Consider the following 13512-nt stretch of genomic DNA (forward strand, 5'->3'; position numbering starts at 1 on the left):
TGCTGGATGAGGCAGTGAAGGACAAGCCGACCGCGCCAGAACTGGCCGACCGGCTACATGCCGCAGGCGTAGGCGTCCGGGCAAACCTCGCCAGCACCGGGCGCATGAACGGCTTTTCCTTCGAGGTGGCCGGAGTGCCGTTCAAGGGCAGCGACTTGGGCAAGGGCTACACATGGGCGGGACTACAGAAATCAGGGGTGACTTATGACGAAGCTAGAGACCGTGCGGGCCTTGAACGATTCAGGCCCACAGTTGCAGATCGTGGAGAGCGTCAGGACGTTGCAGCAGTCCCTGAGCCTGATGCACGAGGACTTGAAGCGCCTACCGGTCGCAGTCTCGACCGAGACGGCGCAGACCTTGGAACCGCTGGCCCGACTCCAGCAGGACGTGACGCAGGTTCTGGAAGCCTACGACAAGGTGACGGCCATTCAGCGCAAGACGCTGGACGAGCTGACGCAGCAGATGAGCGCGAGCGCGGCGAAGGCGTTCGAGCAGAAGGCCGGGGAGCTGGACAAGACCATCTCCGACCTGTCCAACAGCCTGTCAGGGCTGGAAACGAGCATCAGCAGCATGAAGCAGACCGCGGAGCAGGTGGCGGACTTGCCGGGCAATCTGGTGAGCGCACAGAAGGACATGACGCAAGCCGCCAACAAACTGACCGAGGCAGCGAACGAGACGCGCCCGCGCCTTTGGCGGCAGGCGCTGGGGCTGATTCTGGCCGGGGCCGTGGGCGCGATGCTGGTAGCGACTGGGCAAGTCGCTTTAAACAGGCTAGTGCCGCCAAGCGACGTGCAGCAGACGGCGGATTGGGCCAACGCGATTTGGAACAAGGCCACGCCCAAGGAGCGCGAGTTGCTGGAACAGATCGTCAATCGGCCCGCGAACTAGATCCGACCGCCTACCTTGAGGCGAGCGGCTACACCGTGAAGCGCGAAGGGCGACACCTGTCCGTCAAGGCTGGCGGTGATGAGGCGTACCGCGTGACCCGGCAGCAGGACGGGCGCTGGCTCTGGTGCGACCGCTACGGCAACGACGGCGGGGACAATATCGACCTTGTGCGCGAGATCGAACCTGGCACCGGCTACGCCGAGGCCGTCTATCGGCTTTCAGGTGCGCCGACAGTCCGGCAGCAACCGCGCCCGAGCGAGCCGAAGCGCCAACCGCCGCAGCTACCGGCGCAAGGGCTGGCAGCCCGCGAGCATGGCCGCGACTACCTCAAGGGCCGGGGCATCAGCCCGGACACCATCGAGCACGCCGAGAAGGCGGGCATGGTGCGCTATGCAGACGGTGGCGTGCTGTTCGTCGGCTACGACCGTACAGGCACCGCGCAGAACGCCACACGCCGCGCCATTGCCCCCGCTGATCCGGTGCAGAAGCGCGACTTACGCGGCAGCGACAAGATCTATCCGCCGATCCTGCCGGGCGACCCGGCAAAGGTCTGGATCGTGGAAGGTGGCCCGGATGCGCTAGCCCTGCACGACATCGCCAAGCGCAGCGGCCAGCAGCCGCCCACCGTCATCGTGTCAGGCGGCGCGAACGTGCGCAGCTTCTTGGAGCGTGACGACGTGCAAGCGATCCTGAAGCGGGCCGAGCGCGTCACCGTGGCCGGGGAAAACGAAAAGAACCCCGAGGCGCAGGCCAAGGCCGACGCCGGGCACCAGAAACAGGCGCAGCGGGTGGCCGAAATCACCGGGCGCGAGGTGCGCCAATGGACGCCGAAGCCCGAGCATGGCAAAGACTTGGCCGACATGAACGCCCGGCAGGTGGCAGAGATCGAGCGCAAGCGACAGGCCGAGATCGAGGCTGAGAGAGCGCGAAATCGAGAGCTTTCACGCAAGAGCCGGGGGTATGATGGCCCCAGCTTCGGCAGATAAGAGCGCCTGTCAGTCGGTGTGATGAACCGACCGACAGGCTAACCATCATCAACCTGAGTAGGAGGCCGATATGGCTATCAACATTATGGAGGCGTTCCAGCAGGAACCGCCACAACTGGACTTCATCTGGCCCGGCTTTCTGGCTGGCACCGTGGGCGCACTGGTGGCCCCCGGCGCGACCGGCAAGAGCTTCTGGGCGCTGGAAGCGGCTATGTCCATCGCTTGCAGCGTGGCAGGCGGTGACGTGGTGAACCTCAAGCCGCAGCACACCGGGCGCGTGGTCTATCTGGCCGGTGAAGATCCCGAACCCGCCCTGATCCGGCGCGTTCACGCCATCGGCCAGCACCTCAACCAGTCAGCCCGCGAAGCCATCGCCGAGAACCTGACCCTTGAGCCGATCATGGGCAAGCGCCTGAACGTCATGGACGAGGAGCACTTGCGCCGCGTCATCGAGTACAGCGCCGGGGCGCGGCTGATCGTGCTGGACACCCTGAGCCGGATTCACAGCCTCGACGAGAACAGCAACGGCGACATGGCGCGGCTTGTCGCCACGCTGGAACACGTCGCGGCCAGCACTGGCGCGTCTGTCCTGTACCTGCACCACGTCAGCAAGGGCAGCGCCCGCGAGGGGCAAACCGACCAGCAGCAGGCAGCGCGGGGCGCATCGGCACTGATCGACAACGCCCGCTGGTGCGGCTTCGTCGCCAAGATGACCGAGGACGAGGCCAAGCGCCTGAGCGACCGCGCCTATGACCGTCAGCCCATCGGCAACGACCGGCGCGGCTTCTTCGTGCGCTTCGGCGTGAGCAAACAGAACTACGACGCCACCCCGCTTGACCAGTGGTATGAGCGCCGAGACGGCGGCGTGCTGGTTCCGGTGGAACTGCTGGAAGTGCCGAACGGCAAGAAGGGGGGCAGCCGTGAGCAAGCATGACCTGACCCACGCCCGGCACGACCCGGCGCATTGTCTGGCCCCCGGCCTATTCCGCAGCCTCAAGCGTGGCGAGCGCAAGCGCGGCAAGCTGGACGTGGTGCATGACTATGGCGACGGTAAGCGCATCGAGTTCAGCGGCCCGGAGCCGCTGGGCGCTGATGACTTGCGCATCCTGCAAGGACTTGTGGCAATGGCTGGGCCGGGTGGCCTTGTGCTGTCACCTGAGCCGCAGACCGAGGCCGGGCAGCAACTCCGGCTGTTCCTTGAGCCGAAATGGGAAGCCTTCCAGCAGGATGCGATGGTGGTCAAGGGCAGCTATCGAGCACTTGCCCGCGAAATTGGCTACGCCAACCCCGACGACACTAAGCCGGTTCGGGAGTGCATCGAGCGGCTTTGGAAGGTGTCCATCATCGCCCAGAACGGCAGGAAGCGGCAGGGCTTCCGCCTGCTGTCCGAGTACGCCAGCGACGAGCAGGACGGAAAGCTGTATGTAGCCTTGAATCCCCTGATTGCTCGCGCCGTCATGGGTGGCGCGCAGCATGTCCGCATCGACATGGACGAGGTGCGGGCGCTACAGACCGACCCGGCGCGGCTGATGCACCAGCGCCTATGCGGCTGGATCGACCCCGGCAAGTCCGGGCGGGTGGAACTGGACACGCTTTGCGGCTACGTCTGGCCGGGGCAGGCAACCAACCCCAATACGCTCAAGACGCGACGCCAAGCGGCTCGCAGGGCGCTTCCTGAGCTTGCCGCATTGGGCTGGGCAGTCAGCGAATACGCAAAAAACAAGTTTGAAATCGGCAGGCCGAAAGCAACGCATCTGCTCGGCCCAGCACCCAAAACACAGGAAATTAGCCATGAGAAATGATTGGGAAACGCCGCCGACAGTCGAAGGGCTGATTGTCCGGGCTTGGATTGGCGAGGATGGGGGAACCGCAGAATTCGGAAAAAATCGTACGCTAAGCTAAGGAAGGTGCGAATAAGCGGGGAAATTCTTCTCGGCTGACTCAGTCATTTCATTTCTTCATGTTTGAGCCGATTTTTTCTCCCGTAAATGCCTCGAATCAGCCTATTTAGACCGTTTCTTCGCCATTTAAGGCGTTATTCCCAGTTTTTAGTGAGATCTCTCCCACTGACGTATCATTTGGTCCGCCCGAAACAGGTTGGCCAGCGTGAATAACATCGCCAGTTGGTTATCGTTTTTCAGCAACCCCTTGTATCTGGCTTTCACGAAGCCGAACTGTCGCTTGATGATGCGAAATGGGTGCTCCACCTTGGCCCGGATGCTGGCTTTCATGTATTCGATGTTGATGGCCGTTTTGTTCTTGCGTGGATGCTTTTTCAAGGTTCTTACCTTGCCGGGGCGCTCGGCGATCAGCCAGTCCACATCCACCTCGGCCAGCTCCTCGCGCTGTGGCGCCCCTTGGTAGCCGGCATCGGCTGAGACAAATTGCTCCTCTCCATGCAGCAGATTACCCAGCTGATTGAGGTCATGCTCGTTGGCCGCGGTGGTGACTAGGCTGTGGGTCAGGCCACTCTTGGCATCGACACCAATGTGGGCCTTCATGCCAAAGTGCCACTGATTGCCTTTCTTGGTCTGATGCATCTGCGGATCGCGTTGCTGCTCTTTGTTCTTGGTCGAGCTGGGTGCCTCAATGATGGTGGCATCGACCAAGGTGCCTTGAGTCATCATGACGCCTGCTTCGGCCAGCCAGCGATTGATGGTCTTGAACAATTGGCGGGCCAGTTGATGCTGCTCCAGCAGGTGGCGGAAATTCATGATGGTGGTGCGGTCCGGCAAGGCGCTATCCAGGGATAATCGGGCAAACAGACGCATGGAGGCGATTTCGTACAGAGCATCTTCCATCGCGCCATCGCTCAGGTTGTACCAATGCTGCATGCAGTGAATGCGTAGCATGGTTTCCAGCGGATAAGGTCGCCGGCCACTACCAGCCTTGGGGTAAAACGGCTCGATGACTTCCACCATGTTTTGCCATGGCAGAATCTGCTCCATGCGGGACAAGAAAATCTCTTTTCTGGTCTGACGGCGCTTACTGCTGAATTCACTGTCGGCGAAGGTAAGTTGATGACTCATGATGAACCCTGTTCCATGGCTCCAGATGACAAACATGATCTCATATCAGGGACTTGTTCGCACCTTCCCTAACGGTGTTCTCGTGACAGCTCTTTGACTAGGCTTTCTAAGGCCATTCTGATAGCCATGACTTCCTGAAAAGCCATGGCTAAAATTTGTGCGGCTAAAAGGGATACCGATGGTAAAGTAAGTTATCCCTGTCGAGATACTGAAAAGCGTTATCCTCGTTTTTCCCAAAACTGTTCCTGATTACCCATGACCCTCAGCCAGCTTCAAGAGTCGATATGGCATCGGAGGGCTTGCCACGACTGCATGCCCCAATTCTACCAACATGCTATTGAGGTCAAAACGATGATTAAACCGGAAGCAGTATTCCGCAAGATGCCTTGGTAAATGCTTCGCTCCGAGCGTATGGCAACCGCGATTCTCACTATTCAAGCCAAATTAAATCTTTTTATGCGATACATACACGATTTCTACCTTCGTTTTTTGCATGATATAAAGCACTATCCGCTTCTAGTAGTAATGTTTCTTCAGTCTTTATATGTGAGGTATTATCTGAACAGGCAATACCAAAGCTCATGGTGACAGAAAAATTGCCTTCATTCCTTTCAAACTTTAGATCAGAAATTGCTTGACGGATACGCTCTATAATTAACAGAGCATCTGTGGCATTGGTTTCACCCAGTATAATTAAAAACTCCTCACCACCATAACGCCCAACACAATCATGACTCCTTAAGTGGTTAGTTAAACTTTTACTGACCTCCTTCAGCGCTGTATCACCAGCAACATGACCATATGTGTCGTTGACATGTTTGAAATGATCTATATCAGCAAGTATTACAGTAGTAGGCTGTTTTTTTCTTGTGTCTTTTTCGATGGTGTTTTTTAGGAATTCCATTATAGCGCCCCGATGAAAAACACCAGTAAGTGCATCCCGAGAAGACTGCTCTTTGAGTTGCGCCAATGCATTTACCAACTGATTGTTTATGTCATAGATGCGTTGATAAAGACGGCTTTTTTCGACTAAAAATGATATTTGCCTTGCAAGGTTAATAAATATTTTTTGGTGGGCATCAATGTATGTGTTTTTTTCTTTGCTAGAGAAGAAAATGAAACCGATAGGCTTACCATCTGCAATGAGCGGGCAGGTTAAACTTGATTGAATGCCTTCAGCAACTATTAATTTAGTTGATAATGAGTTAGGGTTTTCAGCTAAATATAGTTGCAGGTCGTTAAGAATGCGGGGTTGTTGCGAGGTTAGTATCCCCTCTAAACTACTACCACTTAAAAAAGCAGTATATCCATTTTTGATTATTACTTTTTCTGGGTAATTGCTTTTTGTCCAATGAGTGAAAACCCGCTCATAATCATCAGATATTAATGCGCAGCCGATCCTATCGTAAGGTATTATTTCATGAAATGTGTCATATATGCGATTTAAAACCTCATCAAGAACACTGCCTTTACTGATTTCAGTGGATATTTCTTGAATTTTATTAAACCCATCAAGTCGGGCATCAAGCCAGGCAGCCAACTGAACAAGATCAGATTCAAAATCGAGAATGGATTCTATGTTGGTATCCTTCGGGAAAGATAAGGAACATTTGCCTTGTTTAATTTTTTTTATGGCTTCTCTGTATGAAGCTAACCGTTGAACTGATAGTGTTACATCGTTCATATCTTGTCCTTATCGGTACTGCGTTGACTTTTTGTAGCATAACGTCTGTTTAATCGATGATGCGAATAATACCTTGAGATCGTGATCTCCATCTAGATCTCTATCGCAGCGTGACATAATGGGTCATCAAATCATCTTCGCCGACAGTAAATTCAGCAGCAAGCGCCATCAGACCCGTAAAGCGATTTTTGCCCCTTCATGATCCCAGAAAAAGATCGTGAATTTAATCAATTAGCTACCTGATTACCCATGACCCTCAGCCAGCTTCAAGAGCCGATATGGCATCGGAGGGCTTGCCACGACTGCATGCCCCAATTCTACCAACATGCTATTGAGGTCAAAACGATGATTAAACCGGAAGCAGTATTCCGCAAGATGCCTTGGTAAATGCTTCGCTCCGAGCGTATGGCAACTGCCCCGCAGCGAGTTTTTCACATTTCCTATCATCGTGTTTACCCAGTTGAATGCCGGATGATCCAGCCAGTCCAGGTTGCCCCCGGTGACAACTCCCAGGTGCTCACAATTGGCCTCCTTGACCGCTTTGAAACAGGCCAATCCATCGGATATCACCGCGCTACCACTGGCAATATGCCGTTTTGCCCAATCAGCAACGGACTTGGTTTTGAAACCATCGACCACCGTCATCCGCATCTTGATTGGATGTCCTTCCTTGTTCAGGGCCACTGCTGCCACAAACGGCGTCTTGCCTGCCGCGCCCCGACCCCGTTTGCCACCACGGCGCTCGCCACCCCAGTAGACATCATCGAGCTGAATGATGCCGCTGATGGGCTGCTTGTCATCGGACTCTTTCATGGCTTGCAGCAGCTTGTGCTTGAGCATCCAGGCGGTGTCATATTTGACGCCCAACTGGCGCTTTAGCTCCATCGCTGACAAGCCTGTTTTGGTTTGTGACAACAGGTGCATTGCCAGAAACCACTTGGTCAGTGGGAGCTTGGTGTTTGCGAAAATCGTGTTTCCAGTCAATGACATCTGGTGACGGCAGTGATTGCATTGCCACACACGTGGCCGCCTTCTCAGGCGACAACAGGTCTTGTTGGCACATTCAGGGCAGACAAAGCCGTTAGGAAAACGCCAAGTGAACAGCGCGTTTTCGCACTGAGCCTCAGTGCCATAGTCCTTGAGAAACTCAAACAGGCTGTAGCCTTTCTGGAATTGGATTTTGCTTTTGGCCATGATCTCGCACCTCGATAACTGTACGTAAGATCAGTATAGTTCGTGGTAACTGACTGCTAATCATGGGTAATCAGGTTCTGGAATTGGATTTTGCTTTTGGCCATGATCTCGCACCTCGATAACTGTACGTAAGATCAGTATAGTTCGTGGTAACTGACTGCTAATCATGGGTAATCAGGAAACTGTTTTGCCAGTTCGCTCAGAGCGCTAGTTAACTGAGCGACAGATTTCGCACTTTGCAAATTATTCTGCCCGGTCTGTACATTGGTATCAGCAGCATCGCGTATATTGATAATACTGCGGTTTATGTCTTCACTTACTGCTCTCTGCTGCTCGACCGCAGTCGCTATTTGCGCGTTCATGTCGGTAATTTCGTTAACGCGTTGGCCAATTCCATCAAGAGCTGTAGCTGCTTCCTCTGCGTGAGCTACACTCGTGTCCGCTTGCCGACTACTTTGCTCCATGACTGTAACAGCGGATTGCGCTCGCTCTTGTAGAGCGCTGATCATGCTTTGAATATCCGTTGTCGATTGCTGTGTGCGAGCAGCAAGACTGCGAACCTCATCGGCGACAACAGCAAAACCACGCCCCTGCTCACCAGCACGCGCGGCCTCAATTGCTGCGTTGAGTGCCAACAAATTCGTTTGCTCGGCGATCCCTCGTATAACGTCAAGAACTTTTGATATCTCGTTACTTTGACCTTCAAGCTCATGAATAACCTGAGCGGCTTGCCTAATTTCACCTTCAAGGGCAGTGATTGACTGGCTTGTGTGGGCTACCAGATGCTGGCCAGATGCCGTCTCAGTGTCTGCTCTTCCGGCCGCATCTGCAGCATGCTGTGCATTGCTCGCAACCTCTTGAATGCTTGCCGCCATTTGGTTTACTGCCGTTGCTATTTGATCTGTCTCTGCCTGCTGCTCAACTGTAAGTGCATTGCTTGACTCAATATCCTTTAGTAGGCCTCGGGCGTGTTCGCTAAGCCGATTTGATGCATCACCTATGCGACCTAATACGGCGCCTGTTTCAGCCTGCATCATTCGTAAAGAAAACTCTATTTGGCCAAATTCATCGGTGCGCCCAGTGTAGATGGATTGACTTAATGGGTTATTGGAGATATTCCTGGCTCTTTCAACCAGTCTTCCAAGAGGAGAGAGAATAGCCAAAACACTAACAGAGCTTAAACTTCCTGACATTAAAGTAGCTAACAATAAGCTGCTTATTGATGTATCAGTAAGCATGCCGGCAGCCATTGCGCTTGATATAATACTACCCCATATGAGCAAGAGTATCTTCACGGAAAAGCTAGCAGCCCATTTCGGCCTCGCGGCCTTCCCGCTTCTCAGTTGAGCATATAATTTTTCCGCAGCCAAAACCTGCTCAGGTTCAGGCTTGGTCCTTACAGACTGGTATTCAACAATCGAACCATTCTTAGCTATTGGCGTTACATAAGCACTTACCCAATAGTGGTCGCCATTTTTACAGCGATTTTTTACTAGCCCCATCCATGAGCGGCCAGATTTTAATGTACTCCACATATGCTCAAATGCAGCAGGCGGCATATCTGGGTGTCTTATGATGTTGTGAGGCTGGCCTAATAGTTCTTCCTCAGTGAAACCACTGATTTTAATGAAGTCAGGATTAACGTACGTGATATGGCTTTGAGGGGAGGTAGTCGAAAGAATATTGGTATCTTTTGGGAGTTCTAAGTTTCGACCCGTCACTGGTAAATTCTGGCGCATAAGAGCCTCAAGGGTTGGCTGTTTTATTTTATTGTATTCGGCATTAAGCCCAATTTCTTTAGCGTTACGATAAGCTAGCATGGCTACACCGACCCCGCTAGGCTGATTGGGAAGCGTTGCCTGATCTACTCAGGAGGGCGCTTCGATGTAACTGTTCACCCAGATGGCATTGACAGGAAAAAGTGAGACGATCATCCCTTGATCCACTGTTGCCCCTTGCCTGATCCCGCCAGCTTGGCACCATCACGTCATGAGCAAACCCATTACGCCACCACCCGGCCTGCCGCTGACCCTCGAGCAAGCCAACGAGCTGATTTACAAGCTGATGGCGCGCATCGCCGAGCTTGAAGACCGCCTCAACCAAAACAGCAATAACTCCTCCAAGCCCCCCTCCACTGATGGCTCGGGGACCCCGCCTGCGCGCAAGCGCCCCGCTTCCGGCAAGGCTCGTGGTGCCCAGCCTGGCCACAAGGGGCAGCGGCGTGAACGTCATCCTGAGGACGACCGACTGACGGCAATACCACACTATCCTGCCCGGCAGTGCGCCTGCTGTGGTGAGCAGGTGGTGTCCCATGACAAGCCCTACCGGGTTCATCAGGTGTTTGACCTGCCCGAGGTCAGCTATGTGGTGACAGAGCATCAGCTGTATCGGGGCACCTGCCGTGGGTGCGTCACCACCAGTGAAGCAGCCCTGCCCGATACGGTGAGCCACAGCCAGATGGGGGCTAATCTGCTGAGCTATATCGCTTTGCAGAGTGGTCAGTTCCACCAGAGCATCAGCAAGATACAGCAGCAGCTCAAGCAGCACTTCGGTTTGAGCTTTAGCCGAGGCGCCATCAGTGAAGCGCAAGGCCGGGTCAGCGCCATGCTCACCCCGACCCACCAAGCCATCAAACAGCAAGTGCAGTCTGCCGCCATCATCCATGCCGATGAAACCCGGCACCAGCGGGGCGGTGAGCGACGCTGGATGTGGCTGGCCCTGAGCAAGGTCGCGGTCTGCTTCATGACGGCGTTTGGCCGCGGTCAGGAGGCAGCGAAGCGGTTGCTGGGCAGTGAGCTTGATGGGGTGCTGGTGACCGACCAGTATGCGGGATACCGCTTCATCGACAGCGCCCAGCGCCAACTGTGCTGGGCGCATGTGCTGCGCAACGTGGCGGCGATTGCCGAGAGTAGCGACGCCGTCAACCAGCCTATCGGAGCCCGGCTGGTACTGCTGGCTGACACGGTGTTCAGAACCCGGCATGGCTATGAACAAGGCTGCTTAAGCCGGGAGCAGTACCAGCGAAGGTTGCAGCGATGTCGGCAAAGCTGGCGAAGGCAGCTGGAGCGGGGCAGTGTACTGTGTTCCAAGCGCTACCGTGGGCGCTGCCAGTTACTGCTCAAGGACGATGAGATGCTATGGCGTTTTATGGAAAACGACGAGATAGCGCTGACCAACAATGAAGCGGAGCGGGCGCTGCGTGGCTATGTGCTGTGGCGCAAGGGAAGCTATGGCGTCTGGTCGCATCGAGGCGAGCAGTTTAGGCAGCGTATCCTATCGTTGGTGGAGACGGCCAAGCGATTGGGCCGCTGCCCGCAGGAGTGGCTGAGGGCAGTTGTCAGGTCCTGCATCGAGAAAACCGACTACCCGTTCCCGGAGGAGTTGGTGCTGTCAACACCGTCCCGGTGAACGGTTACGCTTCGATAACGTAGCCATTGAGCCGGAAACCGGCGAGCACTGGGGCAGCGTGATCTGGTGCGAGTATGTGTGACCCCCACGGTAACTCCACCCAACCCCCACGGTAACTCCACCCAACCCCCACGGTAACTCCACCCAACCCCCACGGTAACTCCACCCGCCCCGATCTGGAAAACCCAGACGGGGCGCGGATTTGCTGGCGATTCGCAAAATCCATCCAAGATTCTCTAAGAATCTCCACTAGGCGCAGCACAGCCCGCGCCCCTTCGGCGCGGTCTGGCATTGCCTCAAATGCCCGGCCAAGACCATGCGCAAGGCGAACACCTCTCCCCCCGCCTTCGGCGACCCCCTCCGGGGGTAAAGGGCCAGCGGGGAGAGGGGGGGCCGGTTTCCCGGCCTAAACCCCTCAGGAGGCGCTTTCTGGCGTTTCTGGCGCATCCCCAAAGGGCAACCCCGCCTGACCCGGCATCGGCGCGTCTGCGGCTTTCTGGGGCGCTTTGCGGAGCTTCGGGTAGCCCGCCTTGCGCATGGCCTTGGTCAGCGCCTCGATTGCCGCCCAGGTATCCGCCGCCCATGCCTCGGACGGCTCAAAGTCCCCGGCCTTGATCGTGTCGGCAACCTCAACAATACGACTGGCGGCAGACTTAGCGGAATACGCTCGGCTTCTCTTTTCTGCTGCCTGTCGTTCTGTTTCGATGTATGACTGTAGTTCTGTTTTTTCTTCGTCTGTCAGATTCTCAATTAGGCCGCCTGACGGCTCGTAAGAATATACGTCAATAGACCCCATCATCTTGACGATGGCGCGGCGTTTTTCCTTGTCATACCCCCGGTAGGCGAGCACCTGAACCCGGCGACCTTGGCGCTTAAACTGCATGGCGGTTTCTCCGTTTGACTGTGTGATTATATTATAGTTCGACAGTCGCACGCTGTCGAGTATTTATTGTCGGCCTCTTTTTCAATCCGACCGTCGCACTCAAATAGGTTTGCACTGTCGGATTGAGTAACGCTCGACAGTCTGCCGTTCTTGCGATACCATAGTTGCATTGTATCAGTTCGCCCCGGCGCCTTGCCCACCCCCTCTCCCCGCTGGCCCATTACCGCCCTTGGGCGGTCGGGCCGAGAGCGCAGCGAGCGGGCCGGGTGGGTGGCTGTTCGGTGCTTGCATGGAGATGTGCTATTATGGTATTTGCGCGGTGGTTTGGCATGGAGCAAGGTGTAACCTGCGCTTCGCTTGGTTCTCACCCTCCGGCCTTCGGCCTACGCCCCCGCTCCCTTCGGTCGGGGGGTTGCTGCGCGTTTCGCTTCGCTTCACTTACTGGAGGGCTTCGCCCATGAACACTGACGAATCCAAGCGCCGCCGCCGTGGGCCTGCGCCGCTCGACGCCACGGACAAGCGCGGGCATACCGTTTCGGTGCGCCTCAACGATGCCGAGCTTGCGCGGCTGGATTCGCAGCGTGACGCGGTGCAGATGCAGCGGGGCGAGTACCTACGCGCCGCCGCTCTGCATCGCCTGCCGCCCACCATCCCGGCAGCGAACCGGGAACAGTGGGCAGAGTTGGCCCGCACAGCGGCCAACCTGAACCAGATCGCCCGGCACCTGAACGAAGGGCAGCGGGGCGACGGGGAGCGCATCGGCAAGGCGCTGGGCTTGCAGTTGAGCGCCGAGCTTGCCAACTGCCTGCGATTGCTGGTGCTGGTGCGCGGCGACTTGATAGGCGTCAAGCACGACTCGGAGGACGTGGAAGATGAAAGCGAAGGTTAGCCGTGGTGGCGGTTTTCGCGGTGCGCTGAACTACGTTTTTGACGTTGGCAAGGAAGCCACGCACACGAAAAACGCGGAACGTGTCGGCGGCAACATGGCCGGGAATGACCCCCGCGAACTGTCGCGGGAGTTCTCAGCCGTGCGCCAGTTGCGCCCGGACATCGGCAAGCCCGTCTGGCATTGCTCGCTGTCACTGCCTCCCGGTGAGCGCCTGAGCGCCGAGAAGTGGGAAGCCGTGACGACTGACTTCATGCAGCGCATGGGCTTTGACCAGACCAATACGCCGTGGGTGGCAGTGCGCCACCAGGACACGGACAAGGATCACATCCACATCGTGGCCAGCCGGGTAGGGCTGGACGGGAAAGTTTGGCTGGGCCAGTGGGAAGCCCGCAGCGCCATCGAGGCGACCCAAGAGCTTGAGCATACCCACGGCCTGACCCTGACGCCGGGGCTGGGCGATGCGCGGGCCGAGCGCCGGAAGCTGACCGACAAGGAGATCAACATGGCCGTGAGAACGGGCGACGAACCGCCGCGCCAGCGTCTGCAACGGC

At 56.3% G+C, this 13512-nt stretch carries 12 protein-coding genes and 1 pseudogene; 6 read left to right on the top strand and 7 right to left on the bottom strand.

Features of this window, described 5'->3' with window-relative positions:
• Window positions 1-204: 204 nt before the first annotated feature.
• From C3F36_RS23930 to repC, 4 genes are all read left to right on the top strand, one after another.
• Window positions 205-888: a hypothetical protein gene (locus C3F36_RS23930; RefSeq protein WP_043849885.1), complete on the top strand. Its 684-nt coding sequence runs from the start codon at window positions 205-207 to the stop codon at window positions 886-888.
• A gap of 35 nt (window positions 889-923) precedes the next feature.
• Window positions 924-1874, top strand: a complete 951-nt coding sequence (locus C3F36_RS23935; protein ID WP_043849884.1) for a hypothetical protein — start codon at window positions 924-926, stop codon at window positions 1872-1874.
• A gap of 70 nt (window positions 1875-1944) precedes the next feature.
• Window positions 1945-2808 (top strand): helicase RepA family protein, encoded by an 864-nt coding sequence (locus C3F36_RS22870; protein ID WP_012537710.1) that lies wholly within the window; start codon window positions 1945-1947, stop codon window positions 2806-2808.
• The gene (gene repC, locus C3F36_RS22875; protein WP_012954629.1) at window positions 2795-3676 is read left to right on the top strand and encodes a replication protein C, IncQ-type; all 882 of its coding nucleotides are present in this window, start codon (window positions 2795-2797) and stop codon (window positions 3674-3676) included. Before C3F36_RS22870 ends, repC begins: the two co-directional genes overlap by 14 nt.
• A gap of 246 nt (window positions 3677-3922) precedes the next feature.
• Here the strand turns inward: repC and C3F36_RS22880 are convergent, their stop codons facing one another.
• The 5 genes and pseudogenes from C3F36_RS22880 to C3F36_RS22900 form a co-directional block, all read right to left on the bottom strand.
• Window positions 3923-4903, bottom strand: coding sequence for an IS5-like element IS5 family transposase (locus C3F36_RS22880; RefSeq protein WP_223956763.1), 981 nt, complete (start codon window positions 4901-4903; stop codon window positions 3923-3925).
• A gap of 249 nt (window positions 4904-5152) precedes the next feature.
• Window positions 5153-5320 (bottom strand): annotated as a pseudogene (locus C3F36_RS22885) (IS1595 family transposase); the annotation flags it as partial.
• Window positions 5321-5357: 37 nt separating this feature from the next.
• Window positions 5358-6587, bottom strand: coding sequence for a sensor domain-containing diguanylate cyclase (locus C3F36_RS22890; protein ID WP_104456121.1), 1230 nt, complete (start codon window positions 6585-6587; stop codon window positions 5358-5360).
• A gap of 243 nt (window positions 6588-6830) precedes the next feature.
• Window positions 6831-7781 carry an IS1595-like element ISKpn3 family transposase gene (locus C3F36_RS22895; RefSeq protein ID WP_043851557.1) on the bottom strand — a complete coding sequence of 317 codons (951 nt, stop codon included), beginning with the start codon at window positions 7779-7781 and terminating at the stop codon, window positions 6831-6833.
• Window positions 7782-7945: 164 nt separating this feature from the next.
• The gene (locus tag C3F36_RS22900; RefSeq protein ID WP_104456122.1) at window positions 7946-9520 is read right to left on the bottom strand and encodes a methyl-accepting chemotaxis protein; all 1575 of its coding nucleotides are present in this window, start codon (window positions 9518-9520) and stop codon (window positions 7946-7948) included.
• A gap of 250 nt (window positions 9521-9770) precedes the next feature.
• Here C3F36_RS22900 and C3F36_RS22905 point away from each other — a divergent pair, with 250 nt between their 5' ends.
• Window positions 9771-11189, top strand: a complete 1419-nt coding sequence (locus C3F36_RS22905; protein ID WP_004576012.1) for an IS66-like element ISAs21 family transposase — start codon at window positions 9771-9773, stop codon at window positions 11187-11189.
• Window positions 11190-11604: 415 nt separating this feature from the next.
• Here C3F36_RS22905 and C3F36_RS22910 read toward each other — a convergent pair whose 3' ends face one another.
• A complete protein-coding gene (locus tag C3F36_RS22910; protein WP_104456123.1) occupies window positions 11605-12072 on the bottom strand; it encodes a hypothetical protein in 468 nt (155 codons plus the stop codon).
• Window positions 12073-12529: 457 nt separating this feature from the next.
• On the opposite strand from C3F36_RS22910, the gene C3F36_RS22915 reads away from it, so the two are divergent.
• Window positions 12530-12961 (top strand): plasmid mobilization protein, encoded by a 432-nt coding sequence (locus tag C3F36_RS22915; protein ID WP_012537712.1) that lies wholly within the window; start codon window positions 12530-12532, stop codon window positions 12959-12961.
• Window positions 12962-13151: 190 nt separating this feature from the next.
• Here C3F36_RS22915 and C3F36_RS23940 read toward each other — a convergent pair whose 3' ends face one another.
• The gene (locus tag C3F36_RS23940) at window positions 13152-13508 is read right to left on the bottom strand and encodes a hypothetical protein (RefSeq protein ID WP_043849886.1); all 357 of its coding nucleotides are present in this window, start codon (window positions 13506-13508) and stop codon (window positions 13152-13154) included.
• Window positions 13509-13512 lie beyond the last annotated feature (4 nt).

It is taken from the genome of Aeromonas sp. ASNIH2 (genome assembly GCF_002934795.1).
Taxonomy (GTDB): domain Bacteria; phylum Pseudomonadota; class Gammaproteobacteria; order Enterobacterales; family Aeromonadaceae; genus Aeromonas; species Aeromonas caviae.

Excerpts from the sequence above, each read along its gene's own strand:
- C3F36_RS23930 (WP_043849885.1), top strand. The coding sequence starts at position 205 with ATGACGAAGCTAGAGACCGTGCGGGCCTTGAACGATTCAGGCCCACAG.
- C3F36_RS22870 (WP_012537710.1), top strand. The coding sequence starts at position 1,945 with ATGGCTATCAACATTATGGAGGCGTTCCAGCAGGAACCGCCACAACTG.
- C3F36_RS22880 (WP_223956763.1), bottom strand. The coding sequence starts at position 4,903 with ATGAGTCATCAACTTACCTTCGCCGACAGTGAATTCAGCAGTAAGCGC.
- C3F36_RS22890 (WP_104456121.1), bottom strand. The coding sequence starts at position 6,587 with ATGAACGATGTAACACTATCAGTTCAACGGTTAGCTTCATACAGAGAA.
- C3F36_RS22895 (WP_043851557.1), bottom strand. The coding sequence starts at position 7,781 with ATGGCCAAAAGCAAAATCCAATTCCAGAAAGGCTACAGCCTGTTTGAG.
- C3F36_RS22900 (WP_104456122.1), bottom strand. The coding sequence starts at position 9,520 with ATGCGCCAGAATTTACCAGTGACGGGTCGAAACTTAGAACTCCCAAAA.
- C3F36_RS22905 (WP_004576012.1), top strand. The coding sequence starts at position 9,771 with ATGAGCAAACCCATTACGCCACCACCCGGCCTGCCGCTGACCCTCGAG.
- C3F36_RS22910 (WP_104456123.1), bottom strand. The coding sequence starts at position 12,072 with ATGCAGTTTAAGCGCCAAGGTCGCCGGGTTCAGGTGCTCGCCTACCGG.
- C3F36_RS22915 (WP_012537712.1), top strand. The coding sequence starts at position 12,530 with ATGAACACTGACGAATCCAAGCGCCGCCGCCGTGGGCCTGCGCCGCTC.